We start from the raw sequence: 24,419 nt of genomic DNA, 5'->3' as shown, positions 1-24,419 counted from the left end.
TTGAATATTCCTGCTTCAATTACATTAGAACCTATACTGTAATCACTTCCAAAATAAAGGACTGCGAATTGTTATCATTAACGAGGACAACAACCCGGTAGAAATTTCACTCAACAGGTCTCCGTCTGAAGCTACAAGCATATCACACATTGCCTGACCTTCACTGGTTTTCAGGTACTCAGATACCCGAATCTTACCAGTTCTTCCCGCTCCTTAATCAGATGCGTTGCTCCATTGCTTAATACATATACATTGTCAGCAATAGATCGCACCTGCTCATGAAGGTGATCCGTGATCAGAATTCCTTTATGGATACTGGCCGCTTTTATGAGTGTCTGAAGTTTTTCTATTTGCAGCGGCGCCATGCCGGAAAATGGTTCGTCCAGAATGCAGAAGGGGTGAGGTGAATACAACATAAGACACACCTCAAGAAGCCGTAGCTGACCGAAGGAAAGCTCCCCTGCCTTTTTTGTTGAAAGGTCCTGAATATCGGCAAAAGAATCCTGTATAACATCTGTCCTGACCTGAAACAACTCGAAAGCTTTTCTGATGCTTATAAAATCCGGAATAAAATGTCCTTGCGGAAGATAGGAGATCAATTGTTTACTTAGATGATTTCCAATCAATGGAACTCCGTTGATTCGTATGGATTTGTGCTCAGCACTCATGGAGCCGAATACAATTTTCATAAGACACGATTTCCCTGAGCCATTTCGACCAAGCAAAGCGGTGATCTTTCCTGTCTCGCATTTCATATAAATGGAAGAAAGTACGCGTCTCATTCCGAATTCAAGATGCAGGCTGTCAAATTCAAGGACGTTCATAAAATAATCATGCTTAGACTGAAAAATATAGCTGCAATGAATAAGTCAACGAGGACGATTGATCCGCAGATTAGATAAATGCTAAAGCCGGCGTTGTGAAAGAAGTAAAACCGGTCTGATCTGAAAATTAAAATGTATGAGACAAGAAGGGCTGTTGTCACTGCCTTTTCAACAATCGCGAAAAGAAGGAAGTAAGGATTTTGTGAATATAGAAGATGAAGCGAAATTATAAGAGAAGTAACAATGGAAGGCACCGCGATATAGCGATAGCATAATAATGCAATTTCAATTCTGCGCATATCCCTGTGAGGCAAGGATTGTACCATAATTCTATAAAGGAATAATTCTCAAAAAGTCTCTGTCTGTTAGGGATTGTATAAGTAACTTGTTGCAACTAAATAGAGCGGCCTGTTTTACTTATCTTTAGCTAGTATTGAAGTGAGCTACAATATGAAACGTGAAGATTCTTTACGGAGAGTAAGAGGCAATAATCTTCGAAAATTGCCTAAAGAATAAAATTAAAGCCCGGTAAAATTCACGTTGAGACAGGTATGAAAAAATTATTGCTATTGTCATTGATAATTTTTGCTGCTTGTGTTGACGTCTATCTGGGCTTTAGAAGAACTCCATATTCTATAGCGCGTCATTTTACGGATTTCGATATACCAAGTACATGTAAGGTTGTAACGTTTCAGGATCAGTGGGCTAATAATCCTGGAGGACCTGCTTACGGTAGATTAAACTATGAAAGTGCCAACTGAGAAATTGCCTCCTTCAGATTCTTGGTTGTAAGTCCCACCAACGAAGGAGTTTCAACCCAATGATTCTTAAGTGACTCAGGTAATGAATGCAACGACTTGTCGTCATCAAGAATGATAAATTCTTTAGGAATAGGGTGCGAGTTAAACCACCCTTGAATTTCATCTTTTCTTTTTGAAGGTGTAGCCGCAGATGCAAGTCGCCCCAGCCTTGTAATTCGAAGACCACGTTTCTCAAATATTTGTTTCCATTGAGTAACGGAATACCTGTACCGATGACTAGTGCTGAGAATAACCCGCGTTTCTGATGAAAGAAGACTCTTCAATGCAGTGGTAGACTCCTGGGTAAACACAGGAAATCCATCTTCCAGCAATTCTGGAGTTTTCCAGCCTTTAGCTGGAACCATAACACCATCGATGTCAAGAAAAACCAACATGTTAGCAAAGGTACGTAGAAATTTATTTTATTTTTTCAAGTAATGCCTCAACGCTTATGCTCAGATATTTTGCATCGTCATCATTCAAAATCTTGATTTTAGTATCTGTGTAATAGTCTTCTTCCAATAGTTGAACATTGCACCAATGTATATCCTGTTTTACTAATGGTCGTATTCCTTGCCCTCGTTCGACTTCACATTCTGCAAGAAGCGATGCAAGATAGCGATGATGACCTTCAATGATAGCATTTTCATGAATGCGTATGGTTGGAAACATTATTCCGAGTTTCATCTTCTTATACATCCGTTCGATCAAAGGAAAACTTACTTTTTCTTGCGTTGCAATCAGTGGAATGTTTCCACCATGCATTAGACGTACTAACTTTTCTTTGAGAGTAGCCATTTTGTAAACCGTTATAACACAAATTAATTCGTGAAGTCCCGAAAAATTGTATTTCCACGCTTCTGTTTTCCATACAATCAAATTGGTCTCGCACCCGAAGGACATGTTTGTGCAAAGCGTGTTCTCAATTTTCAGGGGTTTCTTTAAAAACAGATTGGGGGATTTTTCAAGTATCCAACACAATGGGGATAGCTTTTATTACTAAATCAATTTAGTATTGAAGTATGAGCGTGGGTTTTTTGTTCGATGGCAACCCGATGCATTAAAACAGGAGTAATGGATATAATCAAAACAGTTAAAATTTTATTCCCTGCATTGTTAATATCCGCTGGCTCTATTTCCCAGCCGACAGTACGAAAGGAATTGACGAAATCATTTGACAATTACATTCTTCAGCATGTAAAGAATAATGACTTTTCAGGCACAGTTCTGATAGCAAAAAAAGATTCCATTCTGTTTCAGAAAGCTTATGGAAATGCTTCTGCAAAGAAATTAAACACTATCGATACCCGTTTCAGGATATCATCGATAACTAAAACATTTACCGCCGCTATCATCACTCAATTGGTAGAGGAGGGGTTGCTGACGTTTAAGGATACCGTAACTAAATTTATTCCAGGGTACCCAAACGGTAATAAGATTACGATTGAACATTTATTGCGACACCGTTCTGGAATACCCGACTATGCTTCATTTCCTGATTTTGCGGAGAAGATGAAGGCACCCATGAAGTTGAGTGAAATGGTAAATTTGTTTAAAGACAAACCTTTGGATTTTCCGCCTGGTTCTGCAAATAGTTATTCTAATTCAGGCTATACCTTGCTGGCATATATTGCGGAACTAGTTAAAAATAAAAAATTTGAATTACTCCTTCAGGACCAAATACTAAAGCCCCAGGGTTTGCTTAATACCTCTATCGACCATTTTGCTGATTATGAAAAAGCGGGCAGCGCAGCAGGATATAAAATAATGCACAATCGTGAAACAGAGAAAGTAGCTCCCTACTTTATTGAGAATTTAATCGGCAGTGGTTTTCTAAGTTCCACGTCTCACGACATATATAAATGGACAAATCAGGTCTTTTCGTCAAGGGTATTCGACATTCGTAAAGCGCTATACGGATGGGCTTCAAGAAATTATTTTGGATATGATTTGATTGAACAGTCGGGCAGAACCGACGGCTTTATTGCCTATACTTCCTATTATCTAAAAGATGGGCTAATGATTATTTACCTGGGCAACATAGAAAGCTATGTTTTTAACAGGATGAAAAAGGATCTCGCAGCCATCTATTATGGCAAAGATTATGAAGAGCCCGAAATCAGAAATACCCAGAAAATTGGGAATTCCAGCAAACAGAAATGGGTGGGGAAATTCCAACTGGATGCTGCTACTGCCTTTTCGATTTATGAATCACAAAATACCTTATACTTCAAATATAACAATAGCAAAACTGCGCACGAGTTAATACCATTAAAAGAGAATGGTCTTTTCTTAAGATTGTATGGTGTTTCGCTTAAGTTGAAAGATAATCTCGTTTACTGGGTAGCGGATGGTGAAAGTAAAGAGTGCAAGAGGATTGAATAATAAATCACATCTTCGCTCAATTGAAGATCCTGAAGTGACTCTTAGGAACAGGGCGCTCCTAACGGAGCTTTTCACCAATCCCTCTCTTCAAATACCAGTACGTAATCAGCGGCAGCGCCAAAACCTGAAACAGAAAAATAAATAATGAAGTAACCCCCTGTGCCTTGTTCTCATTAGCCCGTACGAGAATTGATTGAACAGAAGACCCGCTTGAAAACAAAACCATATTGCACAGGTTCCATCCCAGGTGCAGACCCATCGGTAAATACATAGAACCTGTTTTGGCAAAAGCAAAAGCCCAGGCGAGTCCTGCAATACCTGTCATCAGAAAAGTAATCACCATCATCACCGGATTTCCCAACGTATTGAACGTAAACCAGTGGTAAATTCCAAAACAGCTTGCTGAGAGAAAGCACGCCTTCGTTACACCAAGTTTTTTTATAGCGATATACAGCAAAGCTCCCCTGAAGATCAGCTCTTCATATAAAACGGAGACCAGCGTGTATCTCGAGCCTTCCAGAATTGCAGACCCGGTTATCTCACTATTTAATATCCATTGATTGTTGCCAAATGCCGTTGTCATGATTTCATACGCCGCACAACACGCCGCTGCCACCAGCAACCCTCCAAAAAGATGAATCATTCTGAATCTTGTGGGCGTAATCCCCAACGCAGGCAGATGTTCTTTGCAGACAACCCAGAGTAATATCCAGGATACTATTACCTCAACTAAGATGCCGGCCATTGTGGCAAAGGTAGATTAAAGCAGCACAAATACTCCCGTAATGATCAACGTGCAAAGATCCACCACATATTCGAGCTTATTTAGAATTTGAAATTATAACCAGTCCGTATCACCTGCGTTTCATAAAAATCCGTGCTGGTATATCGGAAGCCATCACCCTGAACATCTCGTTTGACCCTCAACGTATTGGCAATGTCCGTTGCATTCAGGAATATTTCACCCTTGCCATTCTGTATCGTCTTCTTTACTCCGATGTCCAGATTGAATCGTGAATAGATCTTTCCCTGTGGTATCACGTCCGGTGCCAGGTATACGCCCGTCAACTGAAAATCAATACCTCCCTTGAAGTGTATCAACCCATTCAGCTTCACACTACCTGATAGTATCTGCTGTCTTGCCGCCGTGAATGTATTTTCCGACGGATATTTATTCGTAACCGTAAAACCTTCAATCTTATTCTGATAGCCATTCAGATTAAGATTGATCGTCGCCCATTTTTCTATGTTCTGTGAAAAGATGATCTCAACTCCTGCCATCGAACTGTTGCCTGCGTTTTGAAAGATATTATAGATGAGGTTGCTGCCAGGCACCACACTTCCTATTCGCGTGATGGTGGCTTCCATCTGCCGGTAATACAAAGCCGTGTATAAATATCCGTTGGTCCGGTTTGTTTTATAGCCCAGTTCAAATGAGTTGGTGAACATCGGCCGCAATCCCGGGTTACCGACTTTAATAATTCCCGCATCATCATACTTTGGAAAGATCCGGATGTCCACTTCATTCGGCCTGTCCACTCTGCGATTATAAAATACTGAAAGAATATTATTGGAGTTGATCTTGTAGGCAAACCTGAAATTCGGAAAGGGCTGAGTATAATTGTATCCGTCACTCTTATAAGTAGGGTGGGTGGGATTAACGGAATAGTAGATCTCCACATATTCCACACGAAGTCCCGCCTCCAGTTCTACCTTCTGACTTTCATAAACATACGTTCCATAGACTGCAGGAATGGTCTCGCTGTAATTCGCCCATCCACCCGCAGCTGAATCCAGTGGTGAGTTCAGTCCTGGAATGAACTGCATGTTGGTAGGAATGTATCTTCTGCGGAATTTCACACCTGTCTCGAAGCGTCCGTATCGCAATGGTTGTACATAGTCGAGATTAAAATCATAGACATGCTCGTCCGACAACAGCTTGAATGAATCCAGTCCGGTGTAAGTCGGGAGTATGTTTTCAAAGAAGTATTTTTCATCCTCACGATGAAAGGTATAGTTGAATCCTGTATTCAAAGTTCGGCCGGGCTGCTTGAACTTGTGCTGCCATGCCGCTGTAGCCGTCACCGTAGTCTTTAATTCATCTTCAAGAAAACGCCAGAGCCGTGTTCGTTCAGAAAGCCTTCCGTTAAAGAACGGTTCATCACCATGATCGAGAATCTTTTCACTGCTGAACAAACCGGATACGGTGATGGTATTATGATCGTCAACATACCAGTCGAAACCTGTTTTTCCGGTAATGATGTTGGTGTCGCGGTTGCGCACCGTTTGCTGTCGTACGGTATCGCCGTTATCATAATACCGGTCAACAAATTCATTCTTGTTCAGGGTGTGCGTGTAGAGATTATCAGCCTGCAGGAAAATATTGACTTTCTTCTTACGGTAGTTCAATGACAACGATGGATTGATCTTCGGTGTCATGGTGTACTGCGGCCTTATAGTAGGATAGTTCTCCTGCTTCACCCACCATGCGCCGGCACCAACGGCTAATCCCACCTTTCCATTGAATCCTTCTTTAACTTCTTTTTTATAAATGATGTTGATGATACCCGCGTTTCCATTGGCGTCATACTTCGAAGATGGATTGTTGATCACTTCAACTTTCTCAATGGACGAAGCAGGAATATTATCAAGTCCTCTTTGATTGCCAAAACCTGTCAACGCTGTTTGCTTGCCGTCGATCAGTACTGCTACACGATCGTTGCCGCGAAGACGTACAGTTCCGTCCTGTTCGATCGTAACGCCCGGAAGATTTTGCATAACCTGAAGCAAGGATCCACCGCTTTGATTGATATTATCGGCCACTGAAAAAGTTTTTTTATCCAGGCTTTCTGAAACTTCATCCGCCTTTCCGGTAACGATTACTTCATTCAGCGCTGTTGCACTCTCAGCCATTTCAATCATCCCCGCATCGAGGTACTCACTCAGCTTTCCAACCAGTACAGGTTGAATCACACGCGTGTAGCCTACAAAGGAAAAATCAAGGATGTAGTTCCCCGGTTTGGTAACGATCACAAAGCGACCTTCGCTGTCACTGATCGTTCCGGTAACGAAGGCACTGTCGGACTCATTCTTCAAAAGAACATTCACATAGGGAAGTACCACGCCTGAGCTCTTCTCTTTCACCACACCCGAAAGGGTCACTTTTGAAACCTGGCTGTAGCCAACCGTGACTACCGCTGCAAGTAATAATACCAGACTAATCTTTCTCATCATTAGCGTTCAGACCATAAAGGTGGTGTCAGATCTGTGAACATTTGAATTTGTGGAATGAAAGAGAGGAATTTTTTTTTGAGACCTGAATCAGAAACAGAGAACCGACTGGAATAGGGATAGACTCTGAATAGAGACTGGGTAGGATCTGAATAGAGTCTGGGTAAGGATGGGCAAGGATCAGTCTTGAATCAGAGAGGAGTAAGGCAGGCAACCGAGAGGAGTCAGAGATGAATCCGACATGAATCCGACATGAATCAGAGAAACAACAGAGAGTGATCAGAGGCGAATCAGAGAAGTATCAGAGACTGAAAGGTAAAATACAGGCATTTAACCGAGAGTGATCCGGGATGAATCAGAGATTTATCAGAGAATCCAGCGTTTTTATCAGAGAATCATCAGAGAGCGATCAGAGAAACATCAGAGAAAGCATGCAATGGTAGCTGAAAAGTCCGAGGAATGTCCGAGAAACGTTCGAGAAACACCCTCCAAAACCCTCAAATTGGGCTAAAAACGAAGAAAAGAGGGTATGAATTTGGAGGTGGGGGGTCAAAAATGGCGATTTTGGGTTGATTTGAAGGTTTTGGGGTAGAGTTTGGTATGGCCCAATATCAATCTACATCTGAAAAGCTAAAACGGAACCGTGTGTCCTGAAGCCTTAAAGTGCTACAGGGACACGGATTATCAGCTACGCTGATGGGCACTAAAATCCCTGCGTTTTTGGAGCGTTTGTCGCCCGCTTCCGGACGAGGCGGTCAGTTTCTTAACAGTTTCTAACAGATCGTGACAGTTCTTAACAGTTTGTAACAGATCGTGAGTGTTCGTGTAGTTTCGTAACAGTTCTTAACAGTTTCTAACAGTTCGTGACATTTTGGTTTTGCGGCGGTTTCATATTTGGGGCATGAAAAACAAACGGCATATGAAAACAAGGTCAGAAAAAACAAAGAGGGAACAATGGCCACCCTGTAGCCCTAGTGCTGCAGGGTAGCCTTAGTGCTACAGGGACACGGATGATCAGCTACGCTGATGAATTCTATAAGCCCACGGTTTTAACCGTGGGGTGATGATAGGGTATTATCACTCCAACCATTTTAATGGTTTCAAAATTAGTCTGCGTTTAGAAAACCATTAGAAATGGTTACCGGTATTGATATCAATTTATAGCCCATGGTTAAAACCGTGGGCTATCCAATTCATCGGTTGCAATGTCTTCATAAAAAAAAATGTTGCGTACCTACGGCACGCCGGTGTAAATTCTGATGATGTTGACTACAAATATTTGGTCCCTCCAGGACAGTTAACTAACGGCAATGAGAGATGTCATAGGTGATTTTGATACACGACCATTAATAACCCAATGTGAAATGTAGGTAGATACTGGTCCCAGCGGGACCCAATCTTTGTAGAAAGATTATGTTTAGTTCGACCAGCGTGCCGTAGGTACGCAACAATATGATGAACAATTTTATTTGAGTTTCAAAGCAAACGCACTTGGTTATGCTTCCGCAGCTTTAACCGCATCCGCCATCTAGCACTAAGGCTACATGGTCACGCCTGCATTCATTTCCAAAGCAAACGCTATTGTTAAGGAACTCACAACTTAAAATGAGGATTATAAATTATCCCCATCACATTTCCCCACGGATCTTTTACCGCCGCTACCACAATGTCACCTCCGACATTGGCTGGCTCCTCAAAAGGTGTTGCTCCGGCAGCCAGTAATCCATCATATACCTTCTGCACATCACCAACTCCCCAATATGTTGAGATCCGGTCGCCGGTCGGAATAATAATCCCGTCATCCATTGGCTGCAATCCGAATTCATATCCGCCGACATTAAATCCAACATAAAACGGCTCATCAAAATACGGCGGTGTTTCAAAGATCTTGGTGTACCACGACTTCGCCGCAGCAAGATCCGGTACTTTATAAATCAATGTGCGAAGTCCCAGGAATGATGGCATAAGATCTATGTTTCGTATAGGACCAAGATAATAAAAGAAAAACCATCCGGCATCGTAAACCCTGGCCTTCAGCCAGGCTAATAAATTTCGACCCGTTGGGCCTTAAGTTCAGAGCCATCGATTATACATATCTACAAATAAACCGTGCTCTCAAATCAAAGGCTTTTCTATCCGTAAATCCGTAGTCCTGTATTTTTTTCAAAGCAATAAGATATATTTAGGTCAACCTAAATGAAAACCTCAACACTTTTTCTGGCACTCACAATCCTGAGCCATGTTTGCTTTGCACAGAATTCTCGTGTTGATAGTCTCCGCCAGCTCATTGGAAAAAGTCATGATGCCGGCAGGGAAGCCAGAGTCCTCGAAGAACTATGCTTCCGCTTCTTCATCGCTTCACAACCGGATTCCATTGCACCGTATCAATCAAAGCTTCAGTCAGTATTAAAAAATAATAACGATCTCCAGCTTAGTGCTCTTTCTGATTTTTATAAAATACAGATCATCTCGTCAAAAGATTCAGCAGAATTTTTTCGTCTCAGCTCCATTGCTCTCAATGCCGCAGATGAAATTAAATGCAATCAGTGTATCGCTCTTCATTATCTCGCCAATGGCCTGGTGTATAGAAAGTTCCAGCAATTCTCTCTTGCCGTCGCCAGTCTCAAAGAAGGTATTGAATCCATCGCGACAATCGACGACAGGAGGGCCCGTGAAATAAAAAGTGCCCTGAATGCAGCATTGGCCAACACCTATCATCAGCTGGGAGATTTTTCCACCGCCCTTCGATATGGTCTCGATGCATTGCGCATTGCCGAAGCCTTGAACGACGTTACTCTTAAAAACAAAGTCTATACACCGCTCAGCACCATTTACGCCGACCTGTCATCACCCAACAATAATCTCGGTACCCAGAATGATCGTGATCGCTATCATTTACTTGCAAAAAAGTTCATGATAAAATCATACGAGACTACGTTGCTGCTCAACGATGAAAGAACTTCCGGCACATCTGCATACAACCTTGGGATATTCTATAATGACGAAAACCAACTGGACAGCTCTAACTGGTTTTTGAAAAAAGCCATTGCTCATGGTGTGAAATCTGACTACCCCGAACTGTTGAGCAGCGCTTACAACATCATGGCGATCAATTTTTCAGAGGTGAAGATCGATACCTCATTGATCCTGATCGGCAAGTCCATTGCGTATGCGAAAAGTGCCAATCTCATTCGTCACCAGGCATCTGCTATGTTGTCCAGGGCCAATTTATTGCAAATGTCGGGGAGGAGTCGGGAGGCGTTGACCCAGGCAGAAGAAGCATTGAAACTTTGTCTGCAATCCGAACGCAAAGTATCCATTCTCAATGCCTACAAAATATTATCAGAGCTGAACGAGGAAACAGGCAACACCGCAAAGGCTTATGATTATTATAAAAAACATATTGCCATTAAGGACAGTCTCGTCAGTGAAGAGAACTACTCCCGTATTGAAGAATTGAAAACGCAATACGATGTAGAATTAAAAGATAAGGAGATCAACAACCTCACTCAGCGAGGGATCATTCAATCATTGAAGTTGCGACAGGGGAACAGGCTTATCGCATCGCTGGCAATTTTTATGATCCTTGCCGGCGGCGGTGTCTGGCTTCTGCTCCGGCAACGAGCATTGCAACAAAAACAGGCCATGATGGAAGCGGAGCAACGCCTCAATCGTGCGCGCATGAACCCTCATTTCTTTTTCAATGCCCTGACATCATTGCAGCAGCACGCTATAAAAACCAACGATGGGTTAACCCTTGCCACTCATATCAGCCAGTTTGGTAATGTGATGCGCAAGACACTGGAGAGTACGTATCAAGAGTACATTACCATTGAAGAGGAGATCGAATACCTTCAGCAATATCTCCAGATACAGAAGAACCGGACTGCTGAATCATTTGATTTCACCATTGATGTTGCACCCTCTTTGGAGATCCATGAGCTGCTCATCCCGCCGATGATCATTCAGCCGTTTATTGAGAACAGCATCGAACATGGCTTTACCGGCACAGACATTAAGGGAAGGTTGATTGTCCGTTTCAGTGAAATAGCAGATGAGCTGTGCATTACGGTAACGGATAATGGCAAAGGCATGGAAAGTGTCGTCACGGATAATAACGAACATATTTCACGCGCTACCGGGATCATCAAAGACCGGCTCTACCTGCTGGGTATCAAAGTAAAATCCAATGCGAGGTTTAACATTTCAAAGAACCCGGAAGGACGCGGCGTACTCGTGACTATTTATCTTCCAAAGTTGTTTCGCTAATATTGGGCAACCTAACCGCCCAGGGTATCATGAAGATTTTATTGATCGATAATGAAACCGACGTCCGACAGACGCTCAGCGATCTGATCCATAAGATCAATCCGATGGGGTATGAAATAGAAGAAGCATCCGGTGTAGAGACAGGCATTCAGAAAATAACATCCTTCCAACCCGACATCGTTTTCCTCGATATTGAAATGAATGACGGCACAGGATTCGATCTTCTGAAGCGTATTAACGGCATTAATTTTCAACTGATCTTCACGACGGCTTTTAATCAATATGCGATCGAAGCATTTAAATTCAGTGCGATCGATTACCTGATGAAGCCCGTTGATCCGGCAGAGCTTGCCATCAGCCTCCATCGTGCATCGGAGAATATTCAGTCAAAGAATATTCAGAAACAGCTGGAGATAATGCTGAAGCACCTTTCCGGAAATGCAGCACCCGACCGGCAAATTGTTTTGAAAGACATGGATGCAACGTATTTCATCAAAGTGAGCGACATCCTCTATTGCATGGCAGAAGGAGCGTACACGCAATTCTTTTTTCAGCAAAGTGATCCTATCCTGGTCTCGCGCAATCTGCACAGTCATGAAGAGTTGCTCGCACCCATGGGCTTTATCCGCACACATCACTCATGTCTTGTGAATCCGATACACATCAAAATGTTTGATCGCAAGACCGACAGTCTCGTTCTCAGCAGCGGACATTCGGTGCCTGTTTCACAGCGCAAGAAAGATTCTGTCATTGAGATCCTGGAGAACAGGAAGTAGACCCTTGCACTTGTAAATCAGCAGCCATCACTTGTAAAGAGTTCACCTTATAGGGTAAATCACTCCGGTTTCGTAGTGTTCAATTGATTCTCTTTCGGAAAATCAATCTGACCTATGAAAAACATTCTGCTCATTTTCATTTTCATCAGCACGTGTGCGAAGGCTCAAACCGTCGGCGAGCTTTGGGGAGTTACGTATGGCGGCGGTACTCACGATATCGGTGTGATCTACAAGACCGCTGCCGATGGTACCGGATATGTAGTGAAGCACAACTTCACATATAGCATTCCTGCTTCACGACCTTACTATTCACATCTTATCCAGGCAACGAACGGTAAGCTGTATGGAATGACGCAGGAAGGTGGTAATACCAACAGCGGAGCGATGTTTGAATATGATCCTGTTACCGGTGCATTTGAAAACAAGATTGATTTCAATGGAACGAATGGAGCAAATCCTTTTGGCAGTCTTCTCCAGGCAGCGAACGGCAAGCTCTATGGGATGACTCGCTTTGGAGGTTCCGACAACAAGGGGATAATATTTGAATATGACATCACGACAAATGTATTCACAAAGAAGTTTGACTTCACTGGAGCCAATGATGGTGCGGGTCCCACGGGTAATCTGATCCAGACTGCCAATGGAAAGATCTATGGGATGGCCAATCTCGGAGGTCTGTTCAATAGCGGTTCAATGTTTGAGTTTGATATTACAACCAACACACTCACCAAGCGACATGACTTTACACCTTCCGGAGCTGATGGTACCGAACCCTTTGGAAGCTTAACGCTTGCATCTAACGGAAAACTTTACGGAATGACATTGAGAGGCGGAACAAATAACCTGGGTACTGTATTTGAATTCAATCCAACGGGTAATGTCTATACCAAGAGAGTTGATATGGCGAATGCAAATGGCGTTAGCCCTCAGGGTAGTCTCACAAGTGCAGCAAATGGAAAACTTTACGGAATGACTTTCAACGGTGGTGCCAACAGTGTTGGTGTCTTATTCGAATTTGATCCTGCTACAAATACTTATACCAAGAAGATTGATATGTCATCCGCAGAAGGAAGTCTTCCCTATGGTAGTCTGTTTCTGGCAGGCAGTGGAAAATTGTATGGTCTTACCTATGCCGGCGGTTCTGGCAATGGAGGAGTATTGTTTGAGTACGATGTCGCCGGTAACACATACACTAGAAAATACAACTTCGGAGTGAATCTCAACGGTGTGAATCCGCCCGGAAGTCCGATGATTGCTTCCAATGGAAAAGTGTATGGCATGACCATCAACGGAGGTTCACCCTCAACTAGTTCAGGCGTGCTGTTTGAGTATGACCTTGTAACAACCAATTATAAAAGAATTCATTTTAAGAATACTGAGAAAGGATATTACCCTGATGGTGGTGTGATCGTTGCCAATAACAAGATTTATGGAATGCTTACCCAGGGGGGAGTTGCCTTGAACAACGGCTCCGGTCTCTTGTATGAATTTGATCCTGTTACCAGTTTGTATTCTATAAAATTCAGCTTCGATGTTACGAATGGAGATGGCCCCGGAGGTAATAGCCTGATGCTGGCGAATAACAATAAGATCTATGGAACCACAAGTCTCGGTGGAACAAACGGAACGGGTGTTCTCTTCGAGTTTGATCCTGTTACAGGAGTGTACACAAAGAAGGTAGATTTCTTTGGAACCAAAGGATCACGCCCACGCGGACAACTTGTGCAGGCATTCAATGGTAAATTGTATGGAGTGACCAACACCGATGGTGCCAACAACAGAGGAACCATCTTTGAATATGATCTGTCCGGTGTGTACACTGTTAAATATAATTTCAGTGATGCACTGGGTTATAATCCCGGATTAAAACTGGAACTCGCAGCAAATGGTAAGCTCTATGGTACATTAAAAGAAGGAGGTGTTAACAATGTGGGGATACTCTTTGAGTATGACCCGGCGACGAACGTGTACACAAAGAAGTATGACTTTACTTTAGCTTCAGCATATCCTTCACGGGGCCTCACGATATCACGCAACCAGAAGTTATATGGCTTCACCGAAGAAGGTGGCTTAAATGATGGTGGGATATTGTATGAGTATGACCTGGCGACCAATGTATTCACCAAGAAATTTGATGTTGCCTCTGGAAATAATTTTGGCTTTTCTTTCGGCAGGATGGCAGTGGGATGTAATGGTAAGTTATATGGCAGTACCCAGGATGGTGGCTCCAGCAGTACCGGACAAATTTTTGAGTATGATCCTTCCACCAATGTAATCGTAACCAAAAAAGATCTCAGCGGACTCACCGGACAATATCCAAAGAATGGTGCAATTGTTTTTTGGCCGCCGCCTCAGCCTTCCATCACTGCCAACACGGCTAATATCATGGCACCCGTTCTTACGTCAAGTGCCTCTGCCGGAAATCAATGGTATTTAAATTTCACTGCAATTGGATCGGCGACCGCGCAGACATACACCGTTGCTCAGGAAGGTGTCTACAGAGTGATCGCATCAGTCAATGGTTGTCCGAGTACATTCTCAAATCCATTATCATTTATTGTCACGGGACTGGAGCCGCTGATAAAAACTCCTCTGGTGGTCTATCCGAATCCAACCCGCTCTGAATTGATGTTGGATCTTTCAGGATTTGAAACCGATGTTCCTGTAGCCATCTCAGTGATTGATATACTGGGAAGAAATATTCAGAGCGCACAGGGAAGCGGTGGTCAGCAGGTAGCGTTGGATGTTCGCCATTATACAGCGGGTCAATACAGGGTCATTGTTCAGCAGGGACAAAATCGTGTTGTGAAGGCATTTATTAAATCACTTTAAAATCAATTGAGATGAAGATCACAAAAGTTTATACTACTATATTAATCGCCATTGTTACTATTGGGATGTTATCGATATCCGGTTGCAAGGACAATGGTCCCTCTGCACTGGACGTCAGAACAAAAGCACTTACTGCAAGCGGCTGGAAAGTCAATGCGGTTACCATTGATGGCGTTGATCGTACAGCACAACACGCGAGTATGACATTAACATTCAGCGCAAGTGAATACACTACTACCAATGGCGGCTTTGTATGGCCGGCAAGCGGGACGTGGGCTTTTGCAGGAGCAGACGCAACCATCATTACAAGAAGCGATGGGGTAGAGATCACGGTCGTGGAATTGACAGATGCTTCATTGAAGTTGTCGTTTGCATGGACAGGTACTTATCAGCAGGGAAGGGTGTCGTCGCTAAGGGGTAATCATATCTTCAGCTTTGTGAAATAGCTGAAGAAAAATTCAGGGAATGATGGAGGTTTGGCCATGGAGAAGTTTCCACCGGTTACGCCGGATCAATACTCCCGTTTCGATAAGATGAAGATTGGTAACATTGCCCGCAGTATCAACCATTCTTGAGCGCACCTTTGCGGAATAAGAAGCAAGCTCGCGGCTTAGTGGAATGATGCGAAGGGTGTCGAAAGAGTTCTCTACTAAGGAATATTGGGGAGCTGCACTCCTTAATATATGTGCGACGGTGTCGTAGGAGATGGGATGGTCATATCCAGGCGGTGTCCAGAAGAACTCGGCTGAGCTGTCCAGATGTGCTAATTCTCCTGTTAATCCTGACTTTTTAATGTCCCGGTAATAGTCATCAAGCGCTTCGCGTGCCGAGCTGATAACTTCCTGCTTTTCTTTTTCTGATAACTCCCGTTGCGCACAGGAAGTCAGTGCAATCAGGATGGCAATGCATGGAATGAAGCGTGTCATAGCAAGACTAATTTAGGAATTTGCTTTTATTATCCCGCCCCGGATTACGTGATACGTTCTTTCTGTCCATGTAATTCTAAAATAATTTACTGACTTCAGGTACTGACGTTGCAAACACGGGTAATCCCGTATCAAAGCGGTTACGCCGCGATTTCATTGAGCATGAAGAATGTAAAATTGTAAAACAAAAAACATGAAGTCATCTATGAGAATCAGAAGAATGTTGAATGTAGTCACGGTCAGTCTGCTCTTTATTTCCCTGTTGCAGCTTACCTCTTGCAAGAAAAATGAAGCAGTGAGCCCGACACCCAAGATCGAAGCGTTGGCTGACGCCGATGGTGCTCCCGGAGTAACTACTGCCAGCGCAGGAGCGTCCCTTACCATCAAAGGATCCAATTTTAGTCCTGTTCCATCCGAGAACATTGTAAAATTCAATGGTACACTCGCAAACGTAACGGCTTCAACAACAACAGAACTCACAACGACGGTTCCTGAGGAAGCAACCACCGGAAAGATCTCCATAACCGTAAATGGTGTTACCTCTGTATCCGCTACTGACTTTGTTATCAATACATCGTCTCCGGTACCCATCATCAATTCATTCAATCCATCAACAGGGTTTGCACCACGTGATGGAGGTCAGGGAACAATGGTCTATATCAATGGAGCTGCATTTAATGCTCCGGAAGTAAAATTCAACGGCACACCCGCGCGTGTTGTTTCTTCTTCTGCTACCACAATTATCGTAACGGTACCTATTGGGGCAACTCCTGGAAAAATATCTGTTACGTCTGCAGGCACCACTGTGCTCTCAACAAGAGATTTCATGGTGAGGCCTATGAATGAATCTGTCATTTCAGGATGGAGATCCACGTGCGAGAATTTCATCATCCGTGGTGAGAATTTCCATATGATCCCTTCTATGAATGAGGTAAAGTTCAATGGTGTTCCGGCGATCGTAACCGCTTCATCTTTCTATGAACTTGTTACAACACTTCCTGCCAACGCAACATCTGGTCCGGTCACAGTGACGATCAATGGATTCACAGCTATGGGTCCACCCATTATCATACCGGAGATCAGATCATTCTCTCCGGCCGCTGCAACAGCAGGAGCACAGGTAACATTGCGTGGTGATAACATTGGCGGGTTTCAATACACCGATAAAAAATCAAATTGCCATGAAGTGAAATTCAATGGCATCCGTGCAGAGCTGACCTTTGTTTCTGAGAATGAAATTATTGCCATTGTTCCTGCAGGTGCTACTACCGGCAAGATCACAATCAGTGGCAATGGAAGAACATCTACTTCTTTAATTGACTTTATTGTATCGGTTGCTCCGTCGATCAGTTCATTTGCTCCGATGGCAGGTACTCCGGGATCACAGGTTACGATCTCCGGATCTGATTTTGTTCCAAATTTATTAGGCAACGCAGTGAAGTTTAATGGTGTAAGAGCCAACGTCATTTCTGCATCTTCTTCACAAGTGATCGTTACCGTTCCTACTGGTGCAACGTCAGGAAGGATATCTATTGATAACGTGGCAGGATCAGCAGTTTCTACTTCTGACTTTACCATTAACCCATTGCCGCCGCTTGAACAGATTACATTCGAGCCTTTTCAGGGCCATTCCGGAACAATGGTAACGATCAACGGAACCGGCTTTAACCCGGTGCGTGAAGAAAACAGAGTTTACTTTGGTAGTCCGATGGGAATGGCGCCCGTTATTACGGCATCATCAACACAACTAACCGTTATTGTTCCGGCCACTGCAACGTCAGGAAGAATATCAGTAATTGTGAACAATGTCACAATTATGTCGGGTATGGATTTTCATTTCATTGTTCCGCCGCCATTTGTAATAAATGTTCAGCCGACGAGCGGGGTTGCGCAAGCACCCAATGTACCCGGAACACGCGTGGTGATCAATGGAGTAAATTTCAGCGTGCTTCCATTTGAGAATGTTGTGCGATTCGGTAATGTGTTTGCTCCTGTAATTTCGAGTTCGCCAAACAGACTGGAAGTTATCGTTCCTCCCGGAGCAGTGTCAGGACCTATCACTGTCACGGTGAATGGTATGATCGCCCATAATCCGGAGATACAATTTACAGTTCTGCCATAAGCTAAGTCTTTGTCTAGGTATAAAGCTGCCCATAGTCCGGGCAGCTTTTTTTATGGATTAGTATTTTATTCTGAATTACCCCGTCACTTCCACGGATCGCTCTTCCAGCTGATCCATCTTCATCTTGTCCTTTGATTTTAATCCGCGGCTTCTCAGGAAAGGCATGAACGTAAGTGCGATCGTGATGGTGATCATTCCCTGGATGAACAGCGTGTTGGGTGTTCCAGCATTGTGTGACAACCACCCGATCATTAAACTTCCGATCGGCTGCATGCCAAAGAATGCCATTGCATAATAACTGATCACACGTCCGCGCATAGAAGGAGCAACAGCAAGTTGTATCAATGTGTTGCTGATCGTAGTCTGTGACATCATTCCAAAACCTGTCATGATCAGGAAGGGTATTGCCAGTGTGATGCTGGTAAGATGAGAGAATGCCGCCAGCCCGATGCCGAAGATAATTGTATTAACAAATAATACTTTCTTAAGATCTGTGCCGGGCTTCAGTGATGCCAGGAAAAGTGCACCGCTCAATGCACCTAATCCAATCAGGCTGTTGAGGAAACCAAACGTTGTGGCACTGCCAAGGAATATCTCCTTTGCATATACCGGAAGCAATGTTATGTAAGGCAATGATAACAAACTGATCAACGCCAGCATGAGCATGACTTTGCTGATGGAAGGAGTTTCTTTCAGGTAATTGAAGCCATTCTTCAGATCTGTGATCGCATTGCTGATCCGCTCCGGTTTTTTATAGACCGGCAATCTTAAAAACAGAAGGGAGGTGATGACGGCAATGAAGCTGAAAGAATTGATCATGAAACAAACAGGTGCTCCAAGATTTTCGAGCACAATTCCGGACAGAGCAGGACCCACCAATCGCGCAAGGTGGACCATCGATGAATTCAAAGCGATTGCATTGGGAACATTTTCCTTGCTGTCCACCATATCATATACCATTGATTGTCTTGCCGGTACATCAAATGCGTTGATAGCACCGAGGATAACACTCAATACCAGAATATGCCAGACTTCATAATGATTGGAAAGTACGAGTAGCGTGAGCGTGATCGCCTGAAGGAGGGAAGCGATCTGCGTGATTAATAAAACGCGGTAGCGATTGTAACGATCGGAGATAACGCCACCGAAGATGGAAAGAAGAAATGAAGGAAACTGTGCCGCGAATACAGCGATGCCCAGCATTACGGAAGAGCCGGTCTTTTCATAGATCAGCCAGTAAACTGCTGTTCGCTGCATCCACGTTCCAATAAGAGAAATGGATTGTCCTGAAAAGTATAGTCTGTAGTTTCTGCTTTGAAATGCCTTGAGGGCTGCAACTTTCATGAATACTGCAACTAAAATAATTGTGCCCTGATTGAAAGTAAATTAACCAAAGCAAGCAGTAGGCTCACCAGATACTTTATTATTTCTTAGGCTTCTTGCCTCCGACGGTCTTGGAATAATTCACCTTGGGAAGTGGAGCAGTATGCCGCTCTTTGAACTTGGCTTTGGTTTGGATGATCCTTGAAACCCCGAACGTTACAGAAAGAAAAACATCCCGGCGCTGACCATAGAGATCAGGAGCAGCGGTATTTCCATTGATATCAGGTCCACCGGAAGGAGTTGATAGCTGATCAAGATAGGCTTTGCTGCGAGGGTCAAACAATGAGAAGTTTGCGCGACCATCCACCATTACACTCCAGTTGTCACTGAGGTCGAGATCTGCACGCATGCCAATCGCACCGAACAGCTGGAAGGAATTGAACTTATCTTTTGAAACGTACACCTGATTGGAAATAGCAGGAACGAACACACCATCATATGCAACAGTATATCCATCCGGAACAGTAACGCCTGAAGGATATCTTAGTTTCGCTGCACTATTGTTGATTGTTTCTGTTCCATCCAGCAGGAAACAAAAATCCGCCGCTGCAAGAAGACTGAGTCGGAAGAAAGAAAGATCATTGAGGTGAAACTTCAGTGCGAGTGGCAGACTGAAATAATTCATAGAGATGTCGCGTGTGCCAACATCACCGCCGGTAGCATTAAGGATCGTATACGTTTGACCGATCTTGAGGAAGCTGGGAGAAATCACATAGCCAAATCCTGGCCGGTCGTAGCCATAGTGAAATCCTATGGGCGTTCCACGAATCTCGAATTTTGAACGATAACGGGGATCCTTTTCGAGGCCTTTATCAATTGTGATGGGGACGTTGAACCCGCCAAAAATCCCAAATGACTCAGTATTCTGAGAATAGAGATCTTGTATAGAAATCGCCAGGACAGCACAAAACACGAGTTTCCTCATGAACCAGGTTTAAGTCAAACGGACCAAAATACAACACACTGCTGTCTCCTCACAAAGGCCGTATCTACAAAACTAAGACAAAATCGCTATTGAGCGATATACTTAACAAGGCATGCAGTATTTTGCGCTTTTTCAAGGGATATCGCATGATAATGATGTTTAAGAGGCTGGCAGAAGGGTTCCGGTTAAAGGGAAACATTTATGTCGCTCTTGCCCTCTCTCTTTTGCTGATGATGAGCATATATATGTTATGCAGGGTCAGCTTTTACTTCTATAATGCTGAGTTCTTCCCAGACATGACCTTCAGCAGATTTGGAAAGATCATGCTGGGTGGATTGCGCTTTGATCTGTCAGCACTTCTTTATCTGAATTCACTTTTCTTCCTGTTGTTGATCATCCCATTTGATTTCCGTTTCCGGAAAGGCTATCAGAAAGTACTGAAATATCTTTTTCTCATTGTGAATTCCATCGGACTGGCGATGAACATTTCCGATACGCTGTATTATCAATACACACTGAGAAGAACAACGTTGAGTGTGCTTCGGCAATTCGAGAATGAGCAGAACATTGGAAGTCTCATCTTTCAGTTTCTTCTGGATTACTGGTACGCTTTGATTTTCTGGGCGGTGCTGGTCTTTATCATGACAAAGTTGTTTGGCCTGATCAGGATTGACGGGCCGCAGGTAAAGAACAGGACAGCATATTATTTTTCAGGAGTGGTGGCGATGCTGCTGATCGTTGGATTGGTGATCGCCGGGATGAGGGGAGGCTTTGGAGAAAGCACGCGTCCTATTACGTTGAGCAATGCTGCACAGTATGCAACGCATCCAAAGGATATCAACCTTGTGCTGAATACGCCGTTTGCAATTCTTCGCACTGCGAAGACTCCTGTGATACAGCGTGTGAACTATTATTCACAGGAGGAAGCCGATCAGTTATTTCCCACGCTTCATGTTAGGGAAGATAGTTCGTCCTTTCAACCGAAGAACGTTGTGGTGATCATTCTTGAAAGTTTCTCAAAAGAATTTTTTGGAATCTACAATCGCGACCTTAACAATGGAACGTATAAAGGGTATACACCTTTCCTGGATTCATTGATCGGACAATCGCAAGCCTATCAGTATTCGTTTGCCAATGGAAGGAAATCCATTGATGCAATGCCCTCTGTGATCTGCAGCATTCCCTCCATTGAAGTTCCGTATGTATTGTCTCATTATTCCGGCAATAAGATCAATAGTCTGCCAGGCCTGTTGAAAGAGAAGGGTTATTATACTTCATTTTTTCATGGTGCCCCGAATGGGTCCATGGGCTTTCAGGCGTTTGCCAACCTCTGCGGCTTTGATGATTATTTTGGAAAGGATGAATACAACAACAATGACGACTATGATGGCATCTGGGGAATCTGGGATCATAAGTTCCTGCAGTTCTATGCTGACAAGATGAATACATTTAAAGAGCCCTTTTATACAAACTTCTTTTCGGTGTCATCACATCATCCTTATAATCTTCCGGATGAATTCAAGGGAACGTTCAAAGAAGGGGATATGAGTATTTACAAGCTTATTGAGTACACAGATTATTCCTTAAAAAAGTTTTTCCAGAAGGCTTCTAAGATGCCGTGGTATAAAAACACGGTCTTTGTGATTTCTGCCGATCATGCCTCTGCTCAGATCAAAGTCCCCGAATACAATACGGCATGGGGTTATTTTTCAATTCCTATTTTCTTCTTCCAGCCTTCAGGTAATGATCACAGCTTCAAGCAGGAGATCATCCAGCAGGTGGACATCATGCCGACCGTGTTGGGAATGCTTCATTATGATAAATCGTACATAGCTTTTGGCAGGGATATTTTCCATGACAAGACAAAGCCCTTTGCTTTTAATTATCTTGATAATACCTATCAGGCCTTTCGTGGAAATTACCTGTTGCAGTTTGATGGGACAAAGACGATGAGTCTCTATGATTTCAGGAACGATAAGTTCCTAAAGGAGAACCTTCTTTCCAAACTTCCGGATACGGTAAGGGTGATGGAGGGTCAGCTCAAGGCATTCATCCAGCAATACAATAACCGGATGGTAGATGATAATCTCACCATCGAGGGACCGCAATCTCCGGGAATTAAGAAAATGGAATAGGGGTTAGTTCTCCTTTAGTTGTCATACGCATAACTAACCCCATGCGTATGAAAAAATTTACATTCTTACGAATTTCAGCCCTTTTTCTGACTTTGCTAATGATGCAGGTTTCCTGCGTTCATGAAGAAGATCCGGGACCTCTTCAAAGCGAAGAAAAGAATTATGTCCTCCAGGATTTTGATCGCCTTGATATCGGATACTCGTTTGTGATTACTGTTCAGCAGAGTCCGGTGTTTTCAATTCTTGTCAGGGGAGACAGACGAAATCTGGATGATCTCGGTGTTATAAAGGTTGGATCCACACTGAATATCCGGTACACGGATAATCGTTCGCATGAGCACACGACATACATTACGATCACGATGCCTGCATTGGCAGGTGCGAGCTTATCGGGAGCAAGCAACACCACGATGAGTGGTTTTAAGGATGCGGACAATATGGATATAATCCTGTCGGGTGCTGCGATTGCTCAATTGAATATAGAGTCTAAGAAATCAACCATTAATTTATCGGGTGCGTCAAAGCTTACGCTCTCTGGAAAGACAGATGCTATGGATGCAAAAATTTCAGGAGCTTCGGAACTGTCTGCCTATGCCATGAATGCGATGGTAGTGGATGCGGATGCTTCCGGTGCTGGGAAGATCAGCGTATTTGCATCGCAGTCACTAAAAGCAAACGCAAGCGGAGCAGGGATCATTTACTATAAAGGCAATCCTTTACTCAACGCAACAGTGAGTGGCGCAGGGATGGTAAAATCGGAGTAATGACTAAGATTACGCCAGATTGTGATATACAGTTTGTACATCATCATCTTCTTCAAGAGCCGTAACGCATTCCATCACCTCATCCTGCTCAGCTTCGCTTAGCTCTTTTGTTGTGTTGGGAATGAATTGCAATTCTGAGCTTTTAGGAATCAGGTTCCTTGACTCAAGGAATTTCTGCATGTGTCCAAACTCTGTGAATTTGGTATAGATGATGGTTTCTTCTTCATCCTTCTGAATGTCTTCTGCGCCGCCATCGATAAGATCCAGTTCGAGCTCGTCAAGATTAAGCTTTGCGGGATCAAATTTGAATACGCCCTTGCGTTCAAACATGAAGGCAACAGAACCGGAGTTTCCCATAGTGCCGCCATTCTTGGAGAATCGCACGCGCATGTTGGCTACTGTTCTGGTGGGATTGTCAGTGGCACACTCTACTACCACTGGTACACCGTGAGGTGCATATCCTTCATAGATTACTTCCTGGAAATCTTTTTCTTCTTTTGAAGAAGCGCGCTTGATAGCATTCTCAACGCGGTCCTTCGGCATGTTGATACCTTTGGCGTTTTGAATCGCCATCCGCAGACGAGGATTATTGTCAGGGTTAGCTCCTCCCAGCTTTACGGCAATGGCAATGTCTTTTCCAATGCGGGTAAATCCTTTAGCCATCCGGTCAAACCGGGCGAACATTTTGTGCTTACGTTTTTCAAATACGCGTCCCATAGTAGTAATCGATCAAGTCAATCAGGGTGTAAAAATAACGGCCTGTTTGGAATAAGAAAATAGCAGGGTGAAATGATGTAATCAGGCCAATCCGGAGTAATAAAGATTGAATTCGAGAGGACTGGCTTCTGTAAAAGCATCTTCTTTGAGGTCATCGAAAATCTGTTCATCAAATTCAAGATCGCGGCTTTCAATTTTTCCGTCGCTGAATATTGTGATTTCAGTGCCTTTTAGCTGAATGGGATTCACCTTTACGATGATTTTTGCACCTTCTATCTCTTTTTTGAAGTACTGATGAACGATATTTGAACCCATTAGAAAAAAATTAGT

19 protein-coding genes are annotated in these 24,419 nt (G+C 43.5%); 8 read left to right on the top strand and 11 right to left on the bottom strand.

From position 1 onward, the window contains the following. Positions 1–170: 170 nt before the first annotated feature. The 3 genes from HOP08_17385 to HOP08_17375 all read right to left on the bottom strand — a co-directional run bounded on the left by HOP08_17385 (position 171) and on the right by HOP08_17375 (position 2,422). Positions 171–824, bottom strand: a complete 654-nt coding sequence (locus tag HOP08_17385; GenBank protein NOT76704.1) for an ATP-binding cassette domain-containing protein — start codon at positions 822–824, stop codon at positions 171–173. 742 nt (positions 825–1,566) lie between these two features. Continuing rightward, a complete protein-coding gene (locus tag HOP08_17380; GenBank protein ID NOT76703.1) occupies positions 1,567–2,019 on the bottom strand; it encodes a hypothetical protein in 453 nt (150 codons plus the stop codon). A 22-nt stretch (positions 2,020–2,041) separates the two neighbouring features. Then, positions 2,042–2,422, bottom strand: a complete 381-nt coding sequence (locus HOP08_17375) for a hypothetical protein (GenBank protein NOT76702.1) — start codon at positions 2,420–2,422, stop codon at positions 2,042–2,044. Between the two features lie 276 nt (positions 2,423–2,698). Between HOP08_17375 and HOP08_17370 the strand changes: the two genes are divergently transcribed. Next, on the top strand, positions 2,699–4,009 hold the full coding sequence (locus tag HOP08_17370) for a serine hydrolase (protein NOT76701.1): 1,311 nt from the start codon (positions 2,699–2,701) through the stop codon (positions 4,007–4,009). A gap of 58 nt (positions 4,010–4,067) precedes the next feature. On the opposite strand, the gene HOP08_17365 is transcribed toward HOP08_17370, so the two are convergent. From HOP08_17365 to HOP08_17355, 3 genes are all read right to left on the bottom strand, one after another. Then, positions 4,068–4,754 carry a CPBP family intramembrane metalloprotease gene (locus HOP08_17365; GenBank protein ID NOT76700.1) on the bottom strand — a complete coding sequence of 229 codons (687 nt, stop codon included), beginning with the start codon at positions 4,752–4,754 and terminating at the stop codon, positions 4,068–4,070. 80 nt (positions 4,755–4,834) lie between these two features. Further along, positions 4,835–7,240 (bottom strand): TonB-dependent receptor, encoded by a 2,406-nt coding sequence (locus HOP08_17360; protein NOT76699.1) that lies wholly within the window; start codon positions 7,238–7,240, stop codon positions 4,835–4,837. Positions 7,241–8,833: 1,593 nt separating this feature from the next. Beyond that, a complete protein-coding gene (locus tag HOP08_17355; protein NOT76698.1) occupies positions 8,834–9,205 on the bottom strand; it encodes a VOC family protein in 372 nt (123 codons plus the stop codon). A gap of 231 nt (positions 9,206–9,436) precedes the next feature. Between HOP08_17355 and HOP08_17350 the strand changes: the two genes are divergently transcribed. The 4 genes from HOP08_17350 to HOP08_17335 all read left to right on the top strand — a co-directional run bounded on the left by HOP08_17350 (position 9,437) and on the right by HOP08_17335 (position 15,563). Continuing rightward, positions 9,437–11,509 carry a histidine kinase gene (locus HOP08_17350; protein NOT76697.1) on the top strand — a complete coding sequence of 691 codons (2,073 nt, stop codon included), beginning with the start codon at positions 9,437–9,439 and terminating at the stop codon, positions 11,507–11,509. 29 nt (positions 11,510–11,538) lie between these two features. Continuing rightward, positions 11,539–12,285 carry a response regulator transcription factor gene (locus HOP08_17345; GenBank protein ID NOT76696.1) on the top strand — a complete coding sequence of 249 codons (747 nt, stop codon included), beginning with the start codon at positions 11,539–11,541 and terminating at the stop codon, positions 12,283–12,285. 114 nt (positions 12,286–12,399) lie between these two features. After that, on the top strand, positions 12,400–15,117 hold the full coding sequence (locus HOP08_17340; GenBank protein ID NOT76695.1) for a T9SS type A sorting domain-containing protein: 2,718 nt from the start codon (positions 12,400–12,402) through the stop codon (positions 15,115–15,117). Positions 15,118–15,128: 11 nt separating this feature from the next. Further along, positions 15,129–15,563 carry a hypothetical protein gene (locus HOP08_17335; GenBank protein ID NOT76694.1) on the top strand — a complete coding sequence of 145 codons (435 nt, stop codon included), beginning with the start codon at positions 15,129–15,131 and terminating at the stop codon, positions 15,561–15,563. Positions 15,564–15,575: 12 nt separating this feature from the next. Here the strand turns inward: HOP08_17335 and HOP08_17330 are convergent, their stop codons facing one another. Further along, positions 15,576–16,043, bottom strand: a complete 468-nt coding sequence (locus HOP08_17330) for a hypothetical protein (GenBank protein NOT76693.1) — start codon at positions 16,041–16,043, stop codon at positions 15,576–15,578. Positions 16,044–16,236: 193 nt separating this feature from the next. Between HOP08_17330 and HOP08_17325 the strand changes: the two genes are divergently transcribed. Further along, complete coding sequence (locus tag HOP08_17325) at positions 16,237–18,165, top strand: hypothetical protein (protein NOT76692.1); 1,929 nt, start codon at positions 16,237–16,239, stop codon at positions 18,163–18,165. Between the two features lie 75 nt (positions 18,166–18,240). On the opposite strand, the gene HOP08_17320 is transcribed toward HOP08_17325, so the two are convergent. Together HOP08_17320 and HOP08_17315 are read right to left on the bottom strand one after the other, a co-directional pair. Continuing rightward, positions 18,241–19,509, bottom strand: a complete 1,269-nt coding sequence (locus tag HOP08_17320; GenBank protein NOT76691.1) for an MFS transporter — start codon at positions 19,507–19,509, stop codon at positions 18,241–18,243. A 79-nt stretch (positions 19,510–19,588) separates the two neighbouring features. Further along, positions 19,589–20,473, bottom strand: coding sequence for an outer membrane beta-barrel protein (locus HOP08_17315; GenBank protein NOT76690.1), 885 nt, complete (start codon positions 20,471–20,473; stop codon positions 19,589–19,591). A 152-nt stretch (positions 20,474–20,625) separates the two neighbouring features. Between HOP08_17315 and HOP08_17310 the strand changes: the two genes are divergently transcribed. Both HOP08_17310 and HOP08_17305 read left to right on the top strand, forming a co-directional pair. Continuing rightward, entirely contained in the window at positions 20,626–22,608 is a 1,983-nt protein-coding gene (locus tag HOP08_17310) for a sulfatase-like hydrolase/transferase (GenBank protein NOT76689.1), read from the top strand. A 47-nt stretch (positions 22,609–22,655) separates the two neighbouring features. After that, the gene (locus HOP08_17305) at positions 22,656–23,372 is read left to right on the top strand and encodes a DUF2807 domain-containing protein (GenBank protein ID NOT76688.1); all 717 of its coding nucleotides are present in this window, start codon (positions 22,656–22,658) and stop codon (positions 23,370–23,372) included. Between the two features lie 9 nt (positions 23,373–23,381). On the opposite strand, the gene HOP08_17300 is transcribed toward HOP08_17305, so the two are convergent. After that, entirely contained in the window at positions 23,382–24,089 is a 708-nt protein-coding gene (locus HOP08_17300) for a YebC/PmpR family DNA-binding transcriptional regulator (protein NOT76687.1), read from the bottom strand. Between the two features lie 81 nt (positions 24,090–24,170). Further along, positions 24,171–24,404: a hypothetical protein gene (locus tag HOP08_17295; GenBank protein NOT76686.1), complete on the bottom strand. Its 234-nt coding sequence runs from the start codon at positions 24,402–24,404 to the stop codon at positions 24,171–24,173. Positions 24,405–24,419: the final 15 nt, after the last annotated feature.

This window comes from Cyclobacteriaceae bacterium, from assembly GCA_013141055.1.
In the GTDB taxonomy this organism is placed as follows: domain Bacteria; phylum Bacteroidota; class Bacteroidia; order Cytophagales; family Cyclobacteriaceae; genus ELB16-189.
Note: the sequence above shows the minus strand (reverse complement) of the source record. Positions and strands in the feature narration are given on the sequence as shown.

Excerpts from the sequence above, each read along its gene's own strand:
- HOP08_17370 (NOT76701.1), top strand. The coding sequence starts at position 2,699 with ATGGATATAATCAAAACAGTTAAAATTTTATTCCCTGCATTGTTAATA.
- HOP08_17300 (NOT76687.1), bottom strand. The coding sequence starts at position 24,089 with ATGGGACGCGTATTTGAAAAACGTAAGCACAAAATGTTCGCCCGGTTT.
- HOP08_17340 (NOT76695.1), top strand. The coding sequence starts at position 12,400 with ATGAAAAACATTCTGCTCATTTTCATTTTCATCAGCACGTGTGCGAAG.
- HOP08_17380 (NOT76703.1), bottom strand. The coding sequence starts at position 2,019 with ATGTTGGTTTTTCTTGACATCGATGGTGTTATGGTTCCAGCTAAAGGC.
- HOP08_17385 (NOT76704.1), bottom strand. The coding sequence starts at position 824 with ATGAACGTCCTTGAATTTGACAGCCTGCATCTTGAATTCGGAATGAGA.
- HOP08_17355 (NOT76698.1), bottom strand. The coding sequence starts at position 9,205 with ATGCCATCATTCCTGGGACTTCGCACATTGATTTATAAAGTACCGGAT.
- HOP08_17310 (NOT76689.1), top strand. The coding sequence starts at position 20,626 with ATGATGTTTAAGAGGCTGGCAGAAGGGTTCCGGTTAAAGGGAAACATT.
- HOP08_17330 (NOT76693.1), bottom strand. The coding sequence starts at position 16,043 with ATGACACGCTTCATTCCATGCATTGCCATCCTGATTGCACTGACTTCC.
- HOP08_17360 (NOT76699.1), bottom strand. The coding sequence starts at position 7,240 with ATGAGAAAGATTAGTCTGGTATTATTACTTGCAGCGGTAGTCACGGTT.
- HOP08_17325 (NOT76692.1), top strand. The coding sequence starts at position 16,237 with ATGAAGTCATCTATGAGAATCAGAAGAATGTTGAATGTAGTCACGGTC.
- HOP08_17315 (NOT76690.1), bottom strand. The coding sequence starts at position 20,473 with ATGAGGAAACTCGTGTTTTGTGCTGTCCTGGCGATTTCTATACAAGAT.
- HOP08_17345 (NOT76696.1), top strand. The coding sequence starts at position 11,539 with ATGAAGATTTTATTGATCGATAATGAAACCGACGTCCGACAGACGCTC.
- HOP08_17375 (NOT76702.1), bottom strand. The coding sequence starts at position 2,422 with ATGGCTACTCTCAAAGAAAAGTTAGTACGTCTAATGCATGGTGGAAAC.
- HOP08_17295 (NOT76686.1), bottom strand. The coding sequence starts at position 24,404 with ATGGGTTCAAATATCGTTCATCAGTACTTCAAAAAAGAGATAGAAGGT.
- HOP08_17320 (NOT76691.1), bottom strand. The coding sequence starts at position 19,509 with ATGAAAGTTGCAGCCCTCAAGGCATTTCAAAGCAGAAACTACAGACTA.
- HOP08_17365 (NOT76700.1), bottom strand. The coding sequence starts at position 4,754 with ATGGCCGGCATCTTAGTTGAGGTAATAGTATCCTGGATATTACTCTGG.
- HOP08_17305 (NOT76688.1), top strand. The coding sequence starts at position 22,656 with ATGAAAAAATTTACATTCTTACGAATTTCAGCCCTTTTTCTGACTTTG.
- HOP08_17350 (NOT76697.1), top strand. The coding sequence starts at position 9,437 with ATGAAAACCTCAACACTTTTTCTGGCACTCACAATCCTGAGCCATGTT.
- HOP08_17335 (NOT76694.1), top strand. The coding sequence starts at position 15,129 with ATGAAGATCACAAAAGTTTATACTACTATATTAATCGCCATTGTTACT.